Raw genomic sequence first — 20,659 nt, 5'->3', positions numbered from 1 at the left:
TCTCATCCTTTCTGGCCCGTCCCCGCCTCCCCGCCCCGCAGGGCGGGTGTTCAGGCGGCGGGGCGCCGGGCATCGAGCAGCCGGCGCGCCACCTCCACGAACCCTTCGCCACCCCGCCGCGTCGTCACGAAGGCCGGCTCGGCCTCCATCTCGCCGCCGAAGTCGAGGACATTGGCGACGCCGCAGGCCGCAGGGAAGAAGCCGAACATCGGCGCATCGTTCGGGCTGTCGCCGACGAAGACGATGCGGCGCCTCTCGGCATCGAGATCGAGTCCCAGAATGTCGGCGGCGAAATGGCGCGACATCGAGAGCTTATCGTAATCGCCGAACCAGCCGTTGACGTGGATCGACGAAATTTTCGCCACGGCGCCCTCCTCCTCGAAGATGTCCTTGATCCGGCGCACCATGGCCTTCTCCAGCGCCGGAACATCCTCGCAGAAATCGATGGCGAGATCCGCCTCGCGGTAGAGCTGGTCGGCCGAGATGGCCGAGCCCGGCACCTCGGCGAGGATGCGGCGACCGACGGCGTCGAGGCGGTTGCGGTTCTCGAGCCTTTCCTCAGTCGAGGCGAAGAAGCGCCGGCGCATGCGCTTTTCCCCGGCGTCATAGGCGAAATAGAAGGCGCCGTTCTCGCCGACGACGCCGCTCACCGGCCAGAACCTGGCGACCATGTCGCACCAGCCGGCGGGCCGCCCGGTGATCGGCGCGACGAACAGGCCGGCCTCGGAGAGCGCTTCCAGCGCCGCATAGGCGGCGGAGGGCAGGCGGCCCTCGGTCGTCAGCGTGTCATCGATGTCGGCGAAGACGCCGACGACCGAGGCAGCGACATCGTCGGGCATGTCCCGGAGGGGCCGTAGGGTCGGACCGGCCATCAGGCTTCTCCCGCGACGAAGTCTCGAAGCAGGCCGGCGTCGTCGGCGACGTCCAGCATCGAGAAGCGGTTGCGCATTTCGCGGCAATGGAGGACCGCCTCGCGGTAGAAATCGGTGGGCACGCCGAGTTCCGCGGCGGTGACGGCGCCGCCTGCGGCCGCCAGCAGGCGCCGCATTTCGGGGACAGGGATGGCGAAGGCCGTGAGTTCGCGGCGCAGATCCGGCCAGAGCGTTTCGAGCCGTGCGTTCAGCGCCGCGGCGCCGGCGTCGTCGAGCGCCTTCTTGCGATACTCGGCAAGGCACTCGGCGGCGATGGCCGGGCCCATGCGGGCGATCATGCCGGCCTCGTCGATCACCGTTGGGCGCACCACCGGGGCTACGTCGCTGGCGAGCATTTCCTGCTGCAGCCGCGCCATGGTCAGCGACGCGACGCCGACCTGCTGGCCGTGCAGCGTGCCGGGATGGCGGTCGCCGGCAAAACAGTCGATGTAATGCGAGATCTGGTGCTCGCCCATCGAACCGTGGTTCGACACGCCGGTGAAGGAAATGCCGAGGCCGCAGAGCGTCAGCACGCGGTGCAGATAGCCGTTGGCGGCGACCTCGTGTCCGGCGATGCCGGCGGCGCGGGCATTGAGCTCCGCCTCGTCCTTTTCCTGGATGGTGTAGGGCATCTGGAAATAGGGCGTGCCGAGCAGGCGGTGCGAGAACCACCAGTCGATCTGCGCCACAGAGCGGGCGAGGCAGTCGCCGAAGCCAGCGGCCGAGAGACGCACCGGCGCCTCGGCGGAGACCGTGAGGTCGGCGAAGAAGCCGACCGGCGCATGCGCCGGCAGCGACACCTTCAGCCCGCTCTCCAGCGTCATCGACGCCGTCGTCGAGGTGTAGCCGTTCATCGAAGCGGCGGTGCCGAAGACGCAGTAGCGCCGCCCGTCGGCAGCGGTGACGAATTTCACGAGGTCGTTGATCGTGCCGGAGCCGACGGCCACCGCGCCGTCGAAACCGGCGAGTTTCTCCTTCAGCGCCGCCGCCTCGGCCATGTCGGCATGCGGGCGCTTCAGGACGATGACCGTCGGGGACAAATGCTTCAGCGCGCGCTCGATCCGCCCGCCCATGACGTCGAAGGTCGCCTCGTCGGCGACGATCGCCAGGCGCTCGCCGAGACGCATGGAGGCGACGAGATCGGCCTCCCGCCCCGCGAGGCTGTCCTCGATGACGATCGACTCGTAGGGCACGCGGGCGGGCGTCCCGGTCACGGGGTTGATCCAACGTCCGGCGACGAAATCGTCGATGTCCGCGGTCCAGCCACCCGACGGCGCGGCGGCGCCGTCACGGCCAGTCAGTGATGACGGCATGTGCGCTCCTCCCGTTTTTGGACATTTGACGGAAGGCCATGGCAGATGTCAAACCATTTGACATCTCGATTTGACAAAAGTCACGGGCGCGTCAGAGTGACGGAATGCAAAAGCCGCTCCCCTCCCCCGCTCCTCCCGCGCCGCCGCTGGAATTCGACGACCTGCTGACTTTCGCTGCCTGGCTCTATTATGTCGACGGCCTGACCCAAAGCGACGTCGCGCAGCGCCTCGGCGTGTCGCGCGCCTCGGTGGTGAACTACCTGCAGGACGCGCGCACCCGCGGCATCGTCTCGATCCGGCTCGATCCGGCGGCGGCCAGCCGGATCGGCCTGGCGCGGCGCCTCGCCGAACGTTTCGGCCTCGTCGCCGCCCATGTCATCCCGTCGATCGCGGAGACTGCCGGCAGCGATGCCGGCCGGCCGGACCGCCGCATCGGCACGGCGGGCGCGCGGATCCTCGCCGACATGCTGAAGCCCGGCGATACGGTCGGCGTCGCCTGGGGAAGGACGGTGCTGGCGGCCGCCCGGGCCACCGTGGCCAGCGAGATCAAGGGGCTGACCATCGTCCAGGCCTCCGGCTCGTCGCTGTCGACCGACGATTTTTCGCCCGAACTCTGCACCTCGCTGCTGGCCAACCAGCTCGGCGCCCGCTGCCTGAACTTTCATGCCCCCGTGGTGCTGTCGAGCCGGGCACTGCGCGACCAACTCCTCGCCGAGCCCTCGCTGCGGCGCCAGTTCGAGCACATCCGCGCCGCCGACATCATCCTCTTCGGCGTCGGCGACATCGGCCCCGGCAGCACCTTCGCAGCCTCTGGCATGGCGGACGCGGCCGAGCTGGCGCAGCTGCGCAAGACGGAGGCCATCGGCATCGTCATCGGCCGGCTGATCGACGCCAAGGGCGAGGCCGTGGCGAGCGATCTCGACGCGCGCATCGTCGGCATCTCGCTCGCCGAGCTGAAACAGGTGCCGGTGCGGCTGTGCCTGGCCGGGGGCGCGCACAAGCGCTCCGCCATTGCCGCCGCGCTGTCGGGGGGCTGCGCCACGCATTTTGTCACCGATGCGACGACGGCGGAGGCGCTGCTCGCGGGCAAATGACGGATCCACGGGGCGCCGGAACGGCTGCGCCCCGACACGAAACAGGTCGACACGGGCGCAGAGACGCCGGGCGACGGGGGAGGACGACATGGCCGAGTCAGGGCAGGACAAGCGGGGCACAGCCGGCGCTGCGGCGGAGCGACTGGTGGTCGGCATCGATTCCTCGACCCAGAGCACCAAGGCGATCGCCTTCGACGCCTCCGGCCGCACCGTCGCCGAAGGCCGGGCGCCGGTCGCCCTCTCCAGCCCGAAACCGGGCCATGCCGAACAGGAACCGGAAGACTGGTGGACCGCCGCCTGCACGGCGCTGAAGGCCGTCACCCGAGCGGTCGGCGCGGACCGGATTGACGCGGTCGCCATCTCCAACCAGCGCGAGACGGTCGCCTTTCTGGGTGCCGACGGACGCCCGATCGGCCCGGCGCTGGTCTGGCTCGACGAGCGCGCCACGCCGACGCACGCCGCCTATGCCGAGCGGATGGGCCGGACGTTTCTGCACGAGACCACCGGCAAGCCGGTCGACACCATCCCCGTCGTCTACCGGCTCGACTGGCTGCGCCAGAACGATCCGGCCCTGCTCGACGCTGCCGCGGAGATCGTCGACGCGCACGGCTTTCTCGTGCGTCGCCTGACCGGCACGGCGGTGGCGAGCTGGACCAGCGCCGATCCCTTCGGCATTTTCGACATCACGGCCATGCGCTGGTCGCCGGAAATCCTCGCCAGCCTCGCCATTCCCCTGTCGAAGCTGCCGCAGGCGGTGCGGCCCGGCACGGCGATCGGCCAAGTGAACGCCGCGGGGGCGGCGGCGACGGGCCTCGCCGAGGGCACGCCGCTCTATGCCGCCGGTGGCGACGGCCAGTGCGCGGGCCTCGGCGCCAACGCTTTTCGCCCCGGCCAGGTCTATCTGAACCTCGGCACGGCGACGATCACCGGCGTCTACTCGAAGGAGCCGCGCACCAGCCTCTCCTGGCGCACCATGACCGGCCCGACCGGCGAGGGCTATTTCCTGGAGTCGGCGCAGAAGGCAGGCGCCTTCTTCGTCAACTGGGTGATCGACACCTTCTGCGGCGGCCGCGCCGACCCGGCGGTGTTCGACGCGCTGGAGGCCGCCGCGGCCCGGCTGCCGGTCGGTTGCGAGGGGCTGATGATGACGCCGCACATCCTCGGCGTGATGAACCCGCACTGGGACCCGAAGGCGCGCGGCGCCATCGTCGGCCTGTCGCCGGGGCACGGCCGCGCCCATCTCTACCGCGCCGCGCTGGAAGCGCTGACGCTGGAAATCGCCCGCGCCCTTTCCGCCATGGCCAGGGAAGGCATCGCGCTGGACTGCATCCGCGCCATCGGCGGCGGCGCCAAAAGCCGGATGTGGCTGCAGATGCTGGCCGACGCAACCGGTCTGCCGGTCGAGCGCTCGGCCACCGTCGAAGCCTCGGCCCTCGGCGCCGCCATCATCGCCGCCCGCGGCGCCGGCTGGTTCGGGTCCTACAAGGAGGCCGCCGAGGCGATGACTGAGGGCTGCGAGAAAGTCCTGCCGCGCCCGGAGATGCGCAGCGTCTGGGACGCGCTGTCGGCCCGCCAGGACGGGGTGTATTTTGCCACGCGGGCGTATGGAATGCCGTGAGGCAGGGGAGACGAAGCGCGGCGACCAAGCTGGCTGCGGCGAGAGTTGTATTGACATTGTGTAGACGGATGACACTATTTCGAGATGCCCGACACCCGCTCTTCACCCTCGGTCGACGATACGCTCCCTCCCGTCGACGGTCGCCCATCGGCCGGAACAAAACGGGGCAGCATCAACATGCGCATCGAAAGCGGCACGCAGCAGCTCATCGATGAGGCCGCCGCCGTCCTCGGCAAGACGCGGACAGAGTTCATGGTCGAGAGCGCCCGGCTCCACGCCATCGATATCCTGCTCGACCAGCGTCTTTTTGCGCTCGGGGGCGAGAGCTACGACGCCTTCGCGGACGCGCTCGACCGTCCGCCGACGCCGGGACCGAAGCTGACGTCGCTGATGGCGCGCAAACCATCCTGGCAGAAGTAGCAGACCCGCTTGCCGCCCCTGAAGCTGTCGCCGCCGGTTCCCCTGACGCCCGCGCACGATCTCTCCCGCTTCGACTGCGGCAAGCCGGCCCTGGACGAATGGCTCCGGCACAGAGCCTTGAGGAATGAAAGCCGCTTCTCCCGCACCTATGTCGTCTGCGACGGCGCCAGGGTCGCCGCCTATTTCTGCCTATCGGCGGGCGCGGTGGAGCGGTCGGCGGCGCCGTCGAAGCTCCGGCGCAACGCGCCGGACACCATCCCGATCTCGATCCTCGGACGCCTCGCCGTCAATCGCAGCGACGCCGGCAAAGCTCTGGGCGCCGACATCCTGTCGGACGCGCTGCGTCGGATCGCCTTCGCGTCGGAAACGATCGGCATCCGGGCCGTTCTGGTGCAGGCCATGGATGAGGAGGCGCGGCGCTTCTACCTGAAGCACGCCGAGTTCATCGAATACCCGGAAGGCAGCCGGGCCCTGTACCTGCCCATTGAAACCATCATCGCGGCGATGCGGTAGCGCATGCTCGACGGGAGGTGACTTCCAGCTTTTGAAACAGGTCGTGCGGAAACCAGGAACCATGGCGGGACGGCAAGTCGAAGAAAGCCATTTTGCTACGCGGCGACGGACTGCGCATGCGGCAGAGCCCGCTCGATCCGGTTCCGGCCGAGCGCCTTGGCCCGGTAGAGCGCCGCGTCGGCGGCGGAGAGGAGCGCCGACAACCCTTCGCGATGATTCGCCGACCCCGCGATCCCGATGCTCACCGTAGCCGCGATGCCCAGCCCTTCCGGCCGGGCGGCTTCGATCGCAAAACGCTTCATGACATGCGAGGCCACGTCATGGGCGGAATCGGCGAGAGGGACGGGCAGGACGGCCGCGAACTCCTCGCCCCCGAGGCGGGCCAGTACGGCATTCTTGCCCACGACCTCGCGCGCCACCCCGGCAAACAGCCGGAGAACGGTGTCGCCCGTGCTGTGGCCGAAGCGGTCGTTGATCGCCTTGAAATGATCGAGGTCGAAGGCGAGGAGCACGACGCTGGTCTGGTCCCGGCGCGCCTTTTCCAAGAGGCGCTCCCCCTTCTCGAAGAAAGCGCGGCGGTTGTCGAGATCCGTCAGGTAGTCCGTCTGGCAATCGGCCACCAGAGCGCGCTCCGTCCTCTCCCGGGCCGCCACAAGAAGCGCCATCGGCGCCGCGGCGGACCACAGGATGCCCTCGAACATGGTGACGGTGATGTTGCTGCCCCACAAGGTGATGGTGCTGCCGAGATCGAAGCTGGTCACCAGCGCACGGACTGCAAAGAAGCCGCCGTGGAACGCAAACAGCGTACCCGCCAGCTTCTGCGACGGCCGGCCGCCAGCGCGGCCCGTAGACAGCGCGGCGGCGGCCCACAGGCAAAGGCCGCCCGTCAGCGCCGACGTCAGCGCGATGCGGAGCGGCATCGGCTGGCTGTAGCCGCCGGCCAGCCAGGCAAAGGCCGACACCACCAGCGCCATCGGAAGCCAGTGGGGGACGCGCCTGCCGGAAAACAGGACCGCGCCGTAGCAGATGACGGCATAGCCCAGCCCGACGGCGACATTGGACAGGCCGACTGTCACGAAGCCCGGCAGTTCTGAATCGGCGATGCGAACCAGGCAGCCGGCGGAGATGAGGAGATAGCCGAGGGCCCAGAGCCCGAGTTCACGGCGATGCGGCGCATTGAATTGCCGCTCCCATACCGTCAGGCACCCGGCCACGAAGGTCGTGCCGACGATCAGGAGATAAAGGGTGGGAACATCGATGTGCATGGGGCGGATTCAGGCTGCGGTGGCTGCACGCTAAGACGGCAATGGCAAACGTTCCGTTGATCTCGGGCGTTTTTGCCCGGCATGGTGAAACAATCCTGAACGGCCAGGAAGACGGCCGGCGACGGGACGTCGACGCCGAGACCGCCCGACGCTCCCCGCGCAACCGCCCCTTCCCTCAGCGCGCGAAGTGATCCGCCATGACCTTCAGCATCAAGGCCGCCGAGGCTGCGCCCGGGTCCATGTGGCCGAGCGAGCGTTCGCCGAGACGCGAGGCGCGGCCCTTGGAGGCGAGCATGGCCTTGGTCGACTCGGCGCCCTCGGTCGCGGCCTTGGCGGCGGCGTCGAGGCAGGCGGCGAGCGGCTGGCCTTCGGCGCGGGCGGCTTCCGCCGCCTCGGCGCCGGGGAGCCAGGCGTCGACCATGGTCTTCTCGCCGCGCGTGGCCTTGCCGCGGTCCTGAATGCCCTTCGCCAGGGCGGCGACGGCGTCGACCATGGCGTCGCGGTCGAGCACGGGCTTGCCCTTCACCGCGGCGCCCGCGCGCATGAAGGCGGTGGCGTAGAGCGGGCCGGACGAGGCGCCGACGGCGTTGAGAAAGCTCTTCGCCGCCGTGTTGAACACCGCCGTCGGGTCGGCGGTGGCCGTGTCGAGATCGGCAAGCGCGAGGCCGACGGCGGTGAAACCGATGCTCATCGTCACGCCGTGATCGGCATCGCCGATGACGCCGTCGAGCTCGCAGAGATGGCCCTTGTTCGCCTCGATCATCGCGCCGATGGCGTCGAACATGGCGACGAGGTCTGTGGTGGTGATGTCGCTCACGGCGTTTTCTCCGGTCTGTCTATCGGGGTCGGACGGCGGCGCAGCGGCGCCGGATCCGGTCGGTTTCGGCGCTGCCGCCCTGCGGCGGGCAGCGCCCCATGATCACAAGCTCGACGGCGGCTTCCGGAGCGTCCCATAGGAAAAGCGGTCCCGACGGCGCGCCCCGGCGACGGCCGGTCAGCCGGCGCGGAACATCGCGCAGTCGCAGGGGTGGTCGAGAAGCTCGGTCAGCTCGGCGTCGAGATGGATCAGCGTCACCGACATCCCGGCCATTTCCAGCGAGGAGCAATAGGTGCCGACCCAGTTGGCATGGACCGCGATGCCGCGCTTCTCCAGCCGCTGGTGGACGCGCCGGTTGACGACGTAGAGCTCCATCAGCGGCGTCGAGCCGAGCGAGTTGATGAGCACCGCGACCTTGCCGCCCTTTTCCGTCGGCAGCTCGTCGAAGATGCGCTCCAGCATCGCATCGGTCACCTCGTCGGCGCTCTTCAAGGGCTCGCGCACGATGCCGGGCTCGCCATGGATGCCCATGCCGATCTCCATCTCATTCTCGCCAATCTCGAAATTATGCTTCAGGGTCTGCGGCAGCGAGCAGGGATAGAGCGCGACGCCGACGGTGAAGGTCGACGCGTTCGCCTTCTGCGCGACGCGCTCGACCTCGTCCAGCGTCCACATCTTGTCGGCCGCGGCGCCCGCGATCTTGAAGACGAAGAAGTTGCCGGCGACGCCCCGCCGCTTGTCGCGCTGGTCGCGCGGGGCGGAAGCGACGTCGTCGAGGGTGACGACGGTGCGCACCTCGATGTCCTCCATCGCCGCCATCTCGGCGGCCATGTCGAAGTTCATGACGTCGCCGGCATAGTTGCCGTAGAGATAGAGGACGCCGGCGCCACCGCTGGCCGCCTTGGTGCATTCCAGGATCGGGTCCGGCGGCGGCGAGGCGAAGACGTTGCCGACGGCGCAGGCGTCGGCCAGCCCCTTGCCGACGAAGCCAAGAAAGGACGGCTCGTGCCCGGAGCCGCCGCCGACGACGATGCCGACCTTGCCGGGCCGCGGCCCGTCGACGGCGACCAGCGAGCGGGAATTTTCGGGAAGCTGGCGCACCTTGGTCGGATGCGCCTTGACGATGCCCTCTAGCATTTCCTCGATGATGTTCTTCGGGTCGTTGATCAGTTTCTTGGTCTTCACGGCGGTCCCTCCCTGGAGCTGTGTCTTGCCTCGGCCGCGCAGGGCCCCGAGCGCCGCCGGCACGCCTTCGGCCTGCAGGATGCCGTGGCCGGTCTTGGCGTCGGTGACGAGGATGTTGGCATGGCGGCCGCGCAGCACGGCGAGGATCGCCGGCACCTTGTCGGCGCCGCCGGCGACGGCGATGCGCGTGCGGATGCGGCCGATCTCGGCCAGCGTCAGGCCGATCGTGCGGTCGTCGAGCGCGCCGAGGATCGGCCGGCCGCGGTCGTCGATCAGGCGGCCGGCGACGACCGCCGTCGCCCGGCTGGTCACGGGATCGCCGACGTCCTCCGGCGTCACCAGCGCGCTTTCGTAGATCAGGCTGTCCGGCCGGGTCGAGCAGACGCCGAAGAGGATCTTGTCGACGCTGCGCGCCAGCGCGAACTGCTCGGCGAGGATCGGCTCGGCCATCAGCACGTCGCGCACCGCGGCATGCGAGACGATCGCCGGGGCGCTGATGTTGATCGAGCGGGCCCCCAGCGCCTGGGCGAGACGCGAGGCGCAGAGCTCGGGCGAGAAGTCGAAGGTCGCGGTCAGCCCGCCGGTCGCCTGCACCACCGAGAGGTCGGGCACGACAGTCGGCGCCATCGCCCGCGCTACCGCCATCACCGTCCGCCCCCAGGCGACGCCGATGCTGTCGCCCGGCTTGACGAGACCGCGCAGGACTTTCGCGCCGGCGAGGCCCAGCCGCTCGATCAAAGGGCTCGCCGGGTCGGCGGCGGGAACCACAATGCAGGCCTCGAGCCGGAAATGCTGCTTCAGCGCCTGCGCCACGGAGAACTCGCCGAGACGCGTGGCCTCCATCGACAGGCTGACGATGCCGGTCCGGCGCGCCTCGGCGAGATAGCCGTTCACCGTCGCCCGGGACACGCCCATGACCTTGGCGATGTCGCTCTGGGTCAGCCCGTCTTGGACGTAGAGCCAGCCGGCCCACAGCAGCGGGTCGTCCTGGAAATGCCAGGGAATAGCCGGCGCACCGCCGGCCGGAGCGGCGGCGACGGGGTCGCGGACGAGGGAGGAGACATTTTGACGAGCCATCTTGACATTTGTTGTAGCTGATTTGAATAATGTCGCCAACCTAATATTCGCGCCGTCCCGTCCAGCAGAACTTTCAAGCGGATCCGGACACAGCGCGAGGACATGAACTTCGTCAAGAAGTCGATAGGGAAACGCAGCAACCGCGGTTGCACTGGGAGGGTCTTATGCAGAATACCCCAAAAAATCAGCACGGCCTTATTTTGCCGCGGCGCACAATTTTGAAAGGCGCTGCAGCATTCGGCCTGTCCGGTGCTTTGAGCGCGCCCTTCATCAACCGGTTGGCGGCGCAGGAAGCGCACCCGCTGAAGGGCCAGACGATCGAGATGAACATTCTCGGCATTGCCGGCTGGGTGCCTTCCTCGCTCGGCGTGAAGATGTCGCCGCTGTTCGCAGACTACGTGAAGGAGAAGTACGGCTACAACGTCTCCTTCGCCTTCGCCGAGGCACCCTTCTCCGACCTCTTCCAGAAGGCGGCGACCTCGCTCGTCACCAAGAGCCAGGAATACAACATCATCATCTCGGATTCGCAGTGGCTCGGCGCGCTCGCCCAGCCCGGCTGGATCCTGAAGCTCAACGACGTCATCGCCGCCAACAAGGGCCTGCAGATCGACTGGTACTCCAAGACCGTCGTCGACACCTACATGACCTATCCCGACGGCAGCCAGGACATCTGGGGCCTGCCGCAGGAGGGCGACGTCGAGGCGCTGTTCGTGCGCAAGGACTGGCTCGAAGACCCCAAGGAAATGGAGGCCTTCCAGGCCAAATACGGCAAGCCGCTGCCGAAGACCTTCGAGGACTTCGAGGCGCTGACCATGGACGAGTTCGAGAAGATCGCCGAGTTCTTCACCCGGCCGGACGAGCAGCGCTGGGGCTTTGCCCAGCAGTACAGCCGCGTCTACGATTTTGCCACCTGCGCCTTCAACAACTTCCTGTGGAGCCGCGGCGGCGAGCTGTGGGACCCGGCGACGGGCCAGATCGAGGGCGTGCTCAACACGCCGGAGAACGCCGCCTCGCTCGCGGAGTTCAAGCGCTGGCTGAAATACTGTCCGCCCGGCGCGACGAACATCGGCATCGCCGAGGGCATCGACGTGTTCACGCAAGGCAAGGTGTTCTCGACCATCCAGTGGGCCGCCGTCGGCCCCTCGATGATCACCGAGGAGCTGAAGGGCAAGGTGCTCGTCGTGCCGCCGCCCAAGCACGGCACCGGCGAGACGGCCAAGCGCATCTACTCCATGGGCGGCCAGCCGTGGGTGATCAACGCCTTCAACGACGAGACGAAGATGCGCGTCGCCATCGACTTCATGAACTGGTGGTACCAGCCGGACACGGCGCTGGAATTCGCCAAGCGCGGCGGCAACCCGGCCGACAAGGCGACGCTGTCGCGCGACGACTTCGACTCCATCAATCCGTGGAACCAGACCTACAAGTTCATGCTGGAGGACGGCCGTTCCCGCGACTTCTGGCACGACCCGAAATACTCGGAAATGCTGGCCATCCAGCAGGAGGGCTATTCCTCCTTCGTCACCGGCCAGTCGACCGACCCGCAGGCGGTGATGGACTACATCGCCTGCGCCCAGCAGCAGATCCTCTACGACTCCGGCACGTCCAAGACCGAACCGTCGAGCGCCTGCGCGATGACCTCGCTGTAGGGGTGGCTATGCGGTGGCGGGGTGCCGGTGCACCCCGCCATCGCCGTCTTTCGCTAAGGGCAGCGCCGCTGTCCGTTCGAACAGCGGCACCGCCGAACAACGGGCAGCAGTGCCCCCGAACGAAGGGCGGCGACACCCCGAATAGTCATCCCGGGCTTGACCCGGGACCCATGCCGAGGCGGTTCCGCCGCCTCTCCGGTTCAGGAGGGTTATGTCCTGACACGGAGCGCATCGGTTCGGCGCTTCGGCATGGGTCCCGGGTCAAGCCCGGGATGACTAAGCTGAGAAGGTGATGACTAGGCTCAGGGGGTGCGGCAGCGGGAACAGGCGCCAAGCACTCGACGAGACCGCAGACCGCGCCGCCGACGAGAACGCGGACCGCGTCGCCCTCGTCGATGCATGAGAACAGGACCGGCTTCGGCCTTGGAAAGAGTGACACGGCATGCCGACAGCTTCAGCCAGCACCCGCTTCGCCCGTCTGTTCGACAGCCGTCGGACGATGGTGCTGACGCTGCTCGCCCCGGTGATGATCTTCTTCATCGTCTTCAACACCATTCCGACGCTCTGGCTGCTCGGCCTCTCCTTCTACAATTTCTCGCTGACCTCCGGCATGCCGCCGGAATTCGTCGGCTTCCGCAACTTCGTGGCGATCTTCAATTCCAAGAACGCGATCTGGTTCGACCTGTCGCGCACCTTCACCTTCGTACTCTTCGGCGTCGGCATCCAGACCGTCTTGGGCGCCGCCCTCGGCTTTCTGTTCTGGGGCTCGCGCGAGATGCCCGGACGGCGCCTGGCGCTGACGCTTCTGTTCGCGCCGATGGTGCTGACGCCGGTGGCGACCGGCACTTTCTTCCGCTTCATCTACGATCCGACCTTCGGCGTGCTCAACGCGGTCGCACGTGGGCTGTTCGACTCCCCGCCGATCGATTTCCTCGGCGATCCCAGTCTCGCCTTCTGGGCGGTGCTGGCGGTGGACTGCTGGATGTGGACGCCGTTCATGACGCTGATGACGCTGGCCGCCCTCGGCTCGGTGCCGAAGGCCGAGCTCGAGGCGGCCGAGATCGACCGCGTGCCCTTCCACCGGCGCCTGTCCCTGGTGATCTGGCACCACGGCAAATTCATCCTGATGCTCGGGATTCTGCTGCGGACCATCGACTCGTTCAAGACGCTCGACCTGATCATCCCGATGACCAAGGGCGGCCCCGGCCAGCAGACGCGGCTGGTGGCGCTGGAACTCAACAAGCAGGCCTTCGAGAGCTTCAACATGGGCTGGTCCTCGGCCTATTCGGTGCTCCTGCTCCTCATCTCCATCGCGATGACCTCGGTCTTCATCTTCGTCCTCAACCTGCGCCGCCGACGGGAGGGCTGAGCCATGACACGTGTGAAAAACGGTCTCTACTATGGCGGCCTCTGGGCGATCTCGCTGATCTTCTTCGCCCCGATCGCCTGGATCGTGCTCGCTTCGTTCAAGACGCGCTCGGACATCCTCGCCATCCCGCCGAAACTGATCTTCACGCCGACGCTCGAGAATTATCTGGACCTGTTCAACCGGCAGTCGCTGTTCCTGCAGATCGGCAATTCCATCCTCCTGTCGCTCGGCGCGGTGATCATCGCCGTGCTCGTCTCCTTCCTTGCCGCTTTCTGCTTCTCGCGCTTCAAGCCGAAGGGCACGGACTTCCTGATGTTCCTGCTCTTGTCGATCCGCATGCTGCCGGGGCCGGCGGTGATCCTGCCGGTGTTCCTGATGTATGTCGCCTTCGGCTGGAAGGATTCGCATCTCTGGCTGATGCTGTTCTACGCCATGTTCTCGATCCCCTTCTCGGTCTGGATCCTGAAGGGCTTTCTCGACGGCGTATCGACACGCTTCGACGAGACCGGCATCGTCAACGGCGGCTCCTGGTTCCACGTCATCTTCAAGGTCGTGCTGCCGCAGGTGAGGCCCGGTCTCATCGCCGCCTTCATCTTCAACCTGATTTTCGTCTGGAACGAATTCCTGTTCAATTTCATCATCGGCGGCGTGACGACGCAGAACATTCCCTATGCGCTGGCGGTCGGCACCTATTCGGACGGCGGCGTGAACTGGACCTTCATCTCGGCGATGACGACGATCTACCTGCTCGTGCCGGTGACCTTCATCTACATCTTCCAGAAATACCTGCTGGTGGGCATGACCTTCGGCACCGTGCGCGGCGAGGTCTGAGGCATGAAACACGTGAGGACCTTTCCCGAGCGACTGGAGACGATGCTGATCGTCGGCCTCGTCGCCGGCATCCTGTTGATCGCCCAGCGCTACAATCTGATGCTCTACAAGGCGGGGCTCACCATCCTCGTCGTCTCGACGCTGCTGCAGATCGCCGTCGGCAATCTGCGCAAGGACGCCTCGGCAGGCCGCAGCCTCTTCTTCATCGCCAAGGTCCTGGTGGTGATCGCGGCGGTCTTTTCCCTCGGCATCGTGCTGGTGCCCTATTTCTCGCAGCTCGGGCGCTAGATCGGTGACGGTTTCCTTTCAGTCCATCGTCAAGACCTATGGCGCCAAGCGGGCGCTGGACGGCCTCGACCTCACGGTCGCGCCGAAGAGCTTCACCGTTCTGTGCGGCCCGCCGGGCTCGGGCAAGTCGGCGCTGTTCCGGCTGCTCGTCGGTCTGGAGAAAGCGGATGCCGGGCGCATCCTTCTCGGCGGCCAGGACATCACCGACGCGCCGCCGGCGACGCGGGCGATCGGCTATGTCCCGCAGAATTTCGCGCTGTTTCCCCATCTGACGGTCGCGCAGAACATGGCCTATCCGCTGACCCTCGCCAAAGCGCCGAAGGCGGAGATCGCGGCGCGCGTCGACCGCACCGCCGGCATCCTGTCCATCACCCATCTCCTGAAGAAGACGCCCGACCAGCTCTCCGGCGGCGAGAAACAGCGCGTCGCGGTGGCGCGCGGCCTTTTGAAGGACGCCGAGGTCTTCGTGCTCGACGATCCGCTGGTCGGCCTCGACTACAAGCTGCGCGAGCGGCTGATGGACGAGCTGAAGGCGCTGCGCGAGGAACTCGGCGCGACCTTCCTCTATGCCACCTCCGACAGCCTCGAGGCCCTCACCATGGCGCAGCGCCTGGTGGTGATCGACCAGGGGCGGGTCGTCCAGCACGACGCGGCGATCGAGGTCTACGACCATCCGCGCTTTGCCCGGGCGCTCGATCTCATCGGCTTTCCCCATGCCAATCTCCTGCCCGGGCATCTCGCCGGCGGCCGGGTGGAAGCGGGGCCGCTGAGTTTTCCTTCGACGGCCGGCGGGCGCGACAGCGGCCAGATCGTCGCCGGGCTGCGGCCGGAGGCGATCCGCTTCGCCGACCGGCCCGATGCGGCCACCAGCACGCTGACGATCGAGGCGACGGTCAGCCTGGTCGAAAACCTCGGCGGCGAGGCCGTGGTTTATCTCGACGCCGGCGGCATTCCGCTCACCGCGACCCTGCCGCTCTCCGGCGCGATCCCGCCGGCTTTCGGCGCGGCGATCACGGTGCAGGTCGATCCCGCCGACGTCATGCTGTTCGACGCCGCCTCGGGCGCGCGTCTCGACGCCAGGAGGGTCTGATGGCCGAGATCACCATCGACCACGTCACCAAGCGTTTCGGCGGCTTTACCGCCGTCGACGACATCGACATGCGCTTTGCCGATGGCGAGGTCGCCTGCCTCCTCGGCCCCTCCGGCTGCGGCAAGACCACCTTGATGCGTATGCTCGCCGGTTTGGAAAGGCCGACGTCGGGCCGCATCCTCTTCGGAGGCCGCGATGTCACCGCGCTGCCGCCGCGCAAGCGCAATGTCGGCATGGTGTTCCAGTATCCCGTGATGTATCCGACCCTCTCGGTCAAGGAGAACATCGCGCTGCCGATGGTGCACGACCGCAGCGTCTCCGCCGCCGAACGCCAGCGCCGCGTCGACGAGGTGCTCGACGTCCTCGACATCCGGCCGCTGGCCAAAGCTTTCATCGAGGAGCTCAGCCTCGGCAATCGGCAGAAGGTGGCGGTCGGCCGCGCGGTGGCGCGGCAGTCGGAGATCGTGCTGTTCGACGAGCCGACGACAAATGTCGAGGTCAACGCCAAGCTGCAGCTGATCCGCGCCTTCAAGCTGGTGGCGCAGCGCCTGCGCCAGACCATCGTCTACGTCACCCACGACCAGACCGAGGCGATGACGCTCGCCGACCGCATCGCGCTGATGCAGGCCGGGCGCATTCTGCAATATGACCGGCCGCAGGCGCTCTACAACGAGCCGACCTCGCAGTTCGGCGGCTGGTTCCTCGGCAATCCCGGCATGAATTTCGTGCCGGCGACCGTGGTCGGGCGCGAGGTACGCTCGGCCATCCTCGCCCGCCCCTTGCCGCTGCCGGCCGGCTTGGCTGTGGACGCGACGATCACCGTCGGCATCCGTCCCGAGCAGATCCGCATGTCCGGCGCGGCCGAGGCGGGAAGCCTTTCCGCCGTGCTCGTCGACCAGGCGATCGGCATTGCCGGCCGCTATCTCACCAAGGTGCGGATCGGCGAGACGATGGTGAAGGTCAACACGGAAACCCGCCCGCCGGCGCCGCTCGGCGGCACCGTGCATCTCGTCGCCCCGCCGGACCGCGTGATGCTGTTTGCCGACGGCCGGCGTGTCGGCGCCTGAGGAGATTTTCATGCGCTACGACGTCTCCGTCATCGGCCTCTACATCCTCGACATTCTGGGCCGGCCGGTCACCCGGATTCCCGAGCGCGGCAATGTCGAATTCATCGACGAGATCAGGCTGACGGTCGCCGGCACGGCCGGGGGCGTGGTGGTCAACACCGCCAAGCTCGGGCTGAAGAGTCTGGCGGTCGGCGCCGTCGGCGATGACGAGAAGGCCGACTTCGTGCTGGGGGCAATGGAACGGCTCGGCATCGACACCTCCGCCATGCAGCGGCTAGCCGGCATCCCGACCTCGGCGACCATCCTCAACATCCGCCCGAACGGGGAGCGCCCGGCGCTGCATCAGCGCGGCGCCTCGGACCATTTCGACCTGCCGGAAAGCCTCTACGACCAGGTCTTCGACGCCCCCATCGTCCATCTCGGCGGCACCGGCCTGTTGCGCCGGCTCGATGGCGAGAGGAGCGTGACGCTTCTGAAGGAAGCCAAGCGCCGCGGCTGCACCGTGACCTTCGACCTCATCGCGGCCTCGGCAGAGACCGCCGGGCTCGTCCTGCCGCTCTTGCCCTTTATCGACTATTTCATGCCCTCCATCGAGGAGGCGCGCGACATGTCGGGCTGCTCCACGGTCGAGGACTGCGCCGCCTTCTACCTCGACCACGGCGCCAAGACGTGCGTCTTCACCCTCGGCGGCGACGGCGCCTATTTCGCCGATGCCGGCGGCACGCGGCTGAAGGTCCCGGCCTATGCGATCGATGTCGTCGACACCACGGGCTGCGGCGACGCCTTCGACGCCGGCTTCATCACCGCTCTGCACCACCGGATGAATCCCGAGGATGCCGTCCGTTTCGCCCAGGGCGTCGCGGCGCAGGTCGCATCGGGGCTCGGCTCGGACGCCGGCGTCGTCTCCTACGACGACACGGTGTCGAAAGTGGCGGCTGGCGGGCGGCGGCGGCCCCGGCCGGTTGACTTCCGCGCCGGTCCTGCCGAGACCGGGCGGATCTGAAACGCGCATCCCCATCGAGGAAGAACGACATGCCCAAGCGTCCGTGGGTCGGCACCAGCTGGAAGATGAACAAGACGCTGGCGGAGGCGGATGCGTTCTGCGCAGCGCTGAAGGCGTCGCCGCTCGCCGCCGGCGAGAAGGCGCAGCTCTTCGTCATCCCGCCCTTCACGGCCCTTTCCCGCGTCGCCGAGAGCCTTTCCGGCAGCGGCGTCGTCGTCGGTGCGCAGAATGCCCATTGGGAGGACGCCGGGGCCTGGACCGGGGAAATCTCGCCGCTGCAGGTCAAGGACGCCGGCGGCAGGCTGGTCGAGATCGGCCATTCCGAGCGGCGCACGCATTTTGGCGAGACCGACGCGACGGTGGCGCTGCGCACCGCGGCCGCCGTGCGCAACGGCCTCGTCGCTCTCGTCTGCATCGGCGACACGGCGGAGGAGTTTGCCGGCGGCCACACCGCCGCGGCCCTGAAACGCCAGACCGAGGCCGCCCTGTCGAAGGTCGACTGGACCCTCCCCGGCGCCACGGTGATCCTCGCCTATGAGCCGGTCTGGTCGATCGGCGAAGGCGGCACGCCGGCCGAGCCCGGCTTTGCCGACGAGCGCCATGCCGAGATCAAGGCGCTGACGGAAAGTCTTCTGGGCAGGTCCCTGCCGGTGCTCTACGGCGGCAGCGTCAATCCCGGCAATGCCGTCGATCTCGCCACCCGCCCCCATATCGACGGCCTGTTCATCGGCCGCTCTGCCTGGCAGCCGGAAGGCTATCTCGGCATCGTCGCCGACGTCGTCGCCGCGCTCGGCTGAGGACCTGCCGCGCCCCTGACACTCGGCCGAACGCTGCGGGGGTCTGGACGGCTTTGGGCCATCGCCTTCGCTCCCCGTCCAGAAGGCCGAACCCGTCAGCGATAGCATGGACGCCCTCCCCGACCTAGGCCTCCGGCGTGATGATGCGTCCGTCACACATTGGTGATCGGAGGCCAGACTGTGGGCGGCCGAGGGGGCGACAGGCCCATCCAGCCATCAATGCGGGGAAACGCCGCGCCCCTGCCCTTCCTGCCGTCTCGTCAAGCCACGTTGCACCATCCGACAAGGATGCTATGGCAGGGGGGTTGTCCCCCTGATCGGCCCGGCACCGTTGCAACCTTGCCCCGTGCCCGCCCTTCCCTCCACCGAGTGCATCGCTTGTCAGTCGAAACCCGCTCAAAGCCCATTGCTGTTTCCTGGACCGAGGCCGAGCGTTCGGCGGCGCTGCACGGCTACGGCATTCTCGATACTCCGCGCGAGCAGGATTTCGACGATCTCGCCAGGATTGCCTCGGAAGTTTGCGGAACGCCGATCGCCGTGGTCAATCTCGTCGACAGCACCCGGCAGTTCTTCAAGGCCGAGGTCGGGCTCGGCGTCAGCGAGACGCCGCTGGAGACCTCCTTCTGCGTCCACGCCCTCCTCTCCGATGACGTCACGGTGGTTCCCGACGCGCGGGACGACCCGCGCTTTGCCAGCAATTCCCTGGTCACCGATGAGGGCGGCATCCGCTTCTATGCCGGCGCCCTGCTGAGAACGGCCGCCGGGCTCCCGATCGGAACCATGTGTGTCCTCGACACCGTGCCGCGCACCCTCGACCAGCACCAGATCCGCACGCTGCAGCTCCTCGCCCGGCAGGTGATGACGCAGCTCGAGCTGCGGCGGACGCTGCGCGAACGCGAGGAGGCGCTACGGCAGTCCGAAATGTACGAGACGCGGCACCGCCAGATCGTCGACAGCGCCACTGACTTCGCCATCATCACCATCGACCTCGGCGGGCGTGTCAGCTCGTGGAACATCGGGGCGGAAAACATTCTCGGCTGGACGGAAGCGGAGATGTGCGGCCAGCCGGCCGACGTCTTCTTCACCAAGGAGGACGCTGCCGCCTTGATCCCCGACAAGGAGATGGAGGCCGCGCGCACCGTCGGCCGTGGCGCCGACGAGCGCTGGCATGTGCGCAAGGACGGCGGGATCTTCTGGGCCTCCGGCGAAATGATGCCGCTGATGGACGACGACGGCGCTCATGTCGGCTATCTCAAGATCCTGCGCGACCGGACCGCATCCAAGATGGCCGAGGAGAGGCTCGCCAAGAGCGAGGAACGCCTTAATCTGGCGCTGGGCGCCAGTAGTCTGATCGGCATCTGGGACTGGGACCTCCTGGCCGACATCGTCTATGCCGACGCCAATTTCGCCCGGGTCTACAATGTCGATCCGAGCCTCGCCTCGCGCGGCGCGCCGCTCGCGGACTATCTGAAGAATTTTCATCCCGACGATCTCGACGATTTTCGCGCCGAACTGGGTCGCACGCTGGATGCCGCCGACGAATTCTCGTGCGAGTACCGGATCGTCCAGCCCGACGGCAGCATCCGCTGGCTCCTGGCGCGCGGCCGCGTCGTGCTCGACGACGACGGCACGCCCGTCCGCTTTCCCGGCGCCTCCATCGACATCACCGACCGCAAGATCGCCGAGCAACAGCGCATCGTGTTGACGCGGGAGATGTCCCACCGGATCAAGAACATCCTGGCCATGGTCCAGGCCATCGCGACACAGACCTTCCGCATGGTGTCGAGCGTCGAGGAGGGCCGGACGGCCTTTACCGGGCGGCTGACGGCGCTGGCGCGGGCGCAGGATATCCTGACCCAGAAGAGCTGGGAGACCGCCGACATCCGCGCCGTGGTCGAGGGGGCGCTGGAGCCGCACCGATCGGGCGAGGACCGCTATCGCATCGAGGGTCCTGCCTACACGCTGACGGCGCAACAGGGGCTCGGGCTGTCGCTGGCCATGCACGAGCTTGCCACGAATGCCGCCAAATACGGCGCCCTGTCCAACGACACCGGGAAAGTGACGATCGACTGGTCGGTCCAGCCGTCCGGCGCCTTCGCCTTCAACTGGATCGAGACCGGCGGCCCGACCGTGGCCGTGCCCGAGCGGCGCGGCTTCGGCTCCCGTCTCGTCGAGCGGATCGTGGCGACATATTTCGACGGCGCCGCGCAACTGGCGTTCCCGCCGGAAGGCGTGACTTTCCATCTGCAAGGCAAGCTGCCAGTTCCAACCCAGCCCGATGTGCCATCTTCAAACGAGAGATCTAGTCCTGGCAACCAATCCGGGCCTTCCGCGTTGTGCGAGCAGGGGTAA

At 67.6% G+C, this 20,659-nt stretch carries 18 protein-coding genes; 13 read left to right on the top strand and 5 right to left on the bottom strand.

Annotated features, from left to right (window positions below; all coding sequences use genetic code 11):
* Positions 1-50 precede the first annotated feature (50 nt).
* Both IEX88_RS05650 and IEX88_RS05645 read right to left on the bottom strand, forming a co-directional pair.
* Positions 51-872 (bottom strand): HAD-IIB family hydrolase, encoded by an 822-nt coding sequence (locus IEX88_RS05650; RefSeq protein ID WP_188849592.1) that lies wholly within the window; start codon positions 870-872, stop codon positions 51-53.
* On the bottom strand, positions 872-2,224 hold the full coding sequence (locus IEX88_RS05645; protein WP_188849591.1) for an iron-containing alcohol dehydrogenase: 1,353 nt from the start codon (positions 2,222-2,224) through the stop codon (positions 872-874). Before IEX88_RS05645 ends, IEX88_RS05650 begins: the two co-directional genes overlap by 1 nt.
* A gap of 104 nt (positions 2,225-2,328) precedes the next feature.
* On the opposite strand from IEX88_RS05645, the gene IEX88_RS05640 reads away from it, so the two are divergent.
* The 4 genes from IEX88_RS05640 (at position 2,329) to IEX88_RS05625 (ending at position 5,869) form a co-directional block, all read left to right on the top strand.
* Positions 2,329-3,318 (top strand): sugar-binding transcriptional regulator, encoded by a 990-nt coding sequence (locus IEX88_RS05640; RefSeq protein ID WP_188849590.1) that lies wholly within the window; start codon positions 2,329-2,331, stop codon positions 3,316-3,318.
* An 88-nt stretch (positions 3,319-3,406) separates the two neighbouring features.
* A complete protein-coding gene (locus IEX88_RS05635) occupies positions 3,407-4,936 on the top strand; it encodes an FGGY-family carbohydrate kinase (RefSeq protein ID WP_188849589.1) in 1,530 nt (509 codons plus the stop codon).
* Between the two features lie 177 nt (positions 4,937-5,113).
* Positions 5,114-5,356, top strand: a complete 243-nt coding sequence (locus IEX88_RS05630; protein WP_244639866.1) for a type II toxin-antitoxin system TacA family antitoxin — start codon at positions 5,114-5,116, stop codon at positions 5,354-5,356.
* 9 nt (positions 5,357-5,365) lie between these two features.
* Positions 5,366-5,869: a GNAT family N-acetyltransferase gene (locus tag IEX88_RS05625; protein ID WP_210319238.1), complete on the top strand. Its 504-nt coding sequence runs from the start codon at positions 5,366-5,368 to the stop codon at positions 5,867-5,869.
* Positions 5,870-5,964: 95 nt separating this feature from the next.
* On the opposite strand, the gene IEX88_RS05620 is transcribed toward IEX88_RS05625, so the two are convergent.
* The 3 genes from IEX88_RS05620 to IEX88_RS05610 all read right to left on the bottom strand — a co-directional run bounded on the left by IEX88_RS05620 (position 5,965) and on the right by IEX88_RS05610 (position 10,213).
* Entirely contained in the window at positions 5,965-7,134 is a 1,170-nt protein-coding gene (locus tag IEX88_RS05620; protein WP_188849587.1) for a GGDEF domain-containing protein, read from the bottom strand.
* Positions 7,135-7,309: 175 nt separating this feature from the next.
* Entirely contained in the window at positions 7,310-7,951 is a 642-nt protein-coding gene (gene dhaL / locus IEX88_RS05615) for a dihydroxyacetone kinase subunit DhaL (protein WP_373289549.1), read from the bottom strand.
* 177 nt (positions 7,952-8,128) lie between these two features.
* Positions 8,129-10,213: a bifunctional sugar-binding transcriptional regulator/dihydroxyacetone kinase subunit DhaK gene (locus IEX88_RS05610; RefSeq protein ID WP_188849586.1), complete on the bottom strand. Its 2,085-nt coding sequence runs from the start codon at positions 10,211-10,213 to the stop codon at positions 8,129-8,131.
* Between the two features lie 164 nt (positions 10,214-10,377).
* Here IEX88_RS05610 and IEX88_RS05605 point away from each other — a divergent pair, with 164 nt between their 5' ends.
* From IEX88_RS05605 to IEX88_RS05565, 9 genes are all read left to right on the top strand, one after another.
* On the top strand, positions 10,378-11,862 hold the full coding sequence (locus IEX88_RS05605) for an ABC transporter substrate-binding protein (RefSeq protein WP_244639864.1): 1,485 nt from the start codon (positions 10,378-10,380) through the stop codon (positions 11,860-11,862).
* Positions 11,863-12,304: 442 nt separating this feature from the next.
* Positions 12,305-13,231 carry a carbohydrate ABC transporter permease gene (locus tag IEX88_RS05600; RefSeq protein ID WP_188849585.1) on the top strand — a complete coding sequence of 309 codons (927 nt, stop codon included), beginning with the start codon at positions 12,305-12,307 and terminating at the stop codon, positions 13,229-13,231.
* Between the two features lie 3 nt (positions 13,232-13,234).
* Positions 13,235-14,062 carry a carbohydrate ABC transporter permease gene (locus IEX88_RS05595; protein WP_188849584.1) on the top strand — a complete coding sequence of 276 codons (828 nt, stop codon included), beginning with the start codon at positions 13,235-13,237 and terminating at the stop codon, positions 14,060-14,062.
* A gap of 3 nt (positions 14,063-14,065) precedes the next feature.
* Positions 14,066-14,350 (top strand): hypothetical protein, encoded by a 285-nt coding sequence (locus tag IEX88_RS05590; protein WP_188849583.1) that lies wholly within the window; start codon positions 14,066-14,068, stop codon positions 14,348-14,350.
* Positions 14,351-14,354: 4 nt separating this feature from the next.
* The gene (locus IEX88_RS05585; protein WP_188849582.1) at positions 14,355-15,440 is read left to right on the top strand and encodes an ABC transporter ATP-binding protein; all 1,086 of its coding nucleotides are present in this window, start codon (positions 14,355-14,357) and stop codon (positions 15,438-15,440) included.
* Positions 15,440-16,507, top strand: coding sequence for an ABC transporter ATP-binding protein (locus IEX88_RS05580; protein ID WP_188849581.1), 1,068 nt, complete (start codon positions 15,440-15,442; stop codon positions 16,505-16,507). Before IEX88_RS05585 ends, IEX88_RS05580 begins: the two co-directional genes overlap by 1 nt.
* Before the next feature lie 10 nt (positions 16,508-16,517).
* The gene (locus IEX88_RS05575; RefSeq protein ID WP_188849580.1) at positions 16,518-17,510 is read left to right on the top strand and encodes a carbohydrate kinase family protein; all 993 of its coding nucleotides are present in this window, start codon (positions 16,518-16,520) and stop codon (positions 17,508-17,510) included.
* Positions 17,511-17,539: 29 nt separating this feature from the next.
* Positions 17,540-18,307: a triose-phosphate isomerase gene (locus IEX88_RS05570; protein WP_188849579.1), complete on the top strand. Its 768-nt coding sequence runs from the start codon at positions 17,540-17,542 to the stop codon at positions 18,305-18,307.
* 378 nt (positions 18,308-18,685) lie between these two features.
* Entirely contained in the window at positions 18,686-20,659 is a 1,974-nt protein-coding gene (locus tag IEX88_RS05565) for a PAS domain S-box protein (protein WP_188849578.1), read from the top strand.

Source organism: Aureimonas glaciei, from assembly GCF_014643375.1.
GTDB classification, from domain to species: domain Bacteria; phylum Pseudomonadota; class Alphaproteobacteria; order Rhizobiales; family Rhizobiaceae; genus Plantimonas; species Plantimonas glaciei.
The sequence above is the reverse complement of the archived record's forward strand: the minus strand, read 5'-3'. Positions and strand labels throughout refer to the sequence as shown.

Excerpts from the sequence above, each read along its gene's own strand:
- IEX88_RS05600 (WP_188849585.1), top strand. The coding sequence starts at position 12,305 with ATGCCGACAGCTTCAGCCAGCACCCGCTTCGCCCGTCTGTTCGACAGC.
- IEX88_RS05610 (WP_188849586.1), bottom strand. The coding sequence starts at position 10,213 with ATGGCTCGTCAAAATGTCTCCTCCCTCGTCCGCGACCCCGTCGCCGCC.
- IEX88_RS05620 (WP_188849587.1), bottom strand. The coding sequence starts at position 7,134 with ATGCACATCGATGTTCCCACCCTTTATCTCCTGATCGTCGGCACGACC.
- IEX88_RS05650 (WP_188849592.1), bottom strand. The coding sequence starts at position 872 with ATGGCCGGTCCGACCCTACGGCCCCTCCGGGACATGCCCGACGATGTC.
- IEX88_RS05630 (WP_244639866.1), top strand. The coding sequence starts at position 5,114 with ATGCGCATCGAAAGCGGCACGCAGCAGCTCATCGATGAGGCCGCCGCC.
- IEX88_RS05570 (WP_188849579.1), top strand. The coding sequence starts at position 17,540 with ATGCCCAAGCGTCCGTGGGTCGGCACCAGCTGGAAGATGAACAAGACG.
- IEX88_RS05580 (WP_188849581.1), top strand. The coding sequence starts at position 15,440 with ATGGCCGAGATCACCATCGACCACGTCACCAAGCGTTTCGGCGGCTTT.
- IEX88_RS05605 (WP_244639864.1), top strand. The coding sequence starts at position 10,378 with ATGCAGAATACCCCAAAAAATCAGCACGGCCTTATTTTGCCGCGGCGC.
- IEX88_RS05640 (WP_188849590.1), top strand. The coding sequence starts at position 2,329 with ATGCAAAAGCCGCTCCCCTCCCCCGCTCCTCCCGCGCCGCCGCTGGAA.
- IEX88_RS05575 (WP_188849580.1), top strand. The coding sequence starts at position 16,518 with ATGCGCTACGACGTCTCCGTCATCGGCCTCTACATCCTCGACATTCTG.
- IEX88_RS05635 (WP_188849589.1), top strand. The coding sequence starts at position 3,407 with ATGGCCGAGTCAGGGCAGGACAAGCGGGGCACAGCCGGCGCTGCGGCG.
- IEX88_RS05645 (WP_188849591.1), bottom strand. The coding sequence starts at position 2,224 with ATGCCGTCATCACTGACTGGCCGTGACGGCGCCGCCGCGCCGTCGGGT.
- IEX88_RS05595 (WP_188849584.1), top strand. The coding sequence starts at position 13,235 with ATGACACGTGTGAAAAACGGTCTCTACTATGGCGGCCTCTGGGCGATC.
- IEX88_RS05590 (WP_188849583.1), top strand. The coding sequence starts at position 14,066 with ATGAAACACGTGAGGACCTTTCCCGAGCGACTGGAGACGATGCTGATC.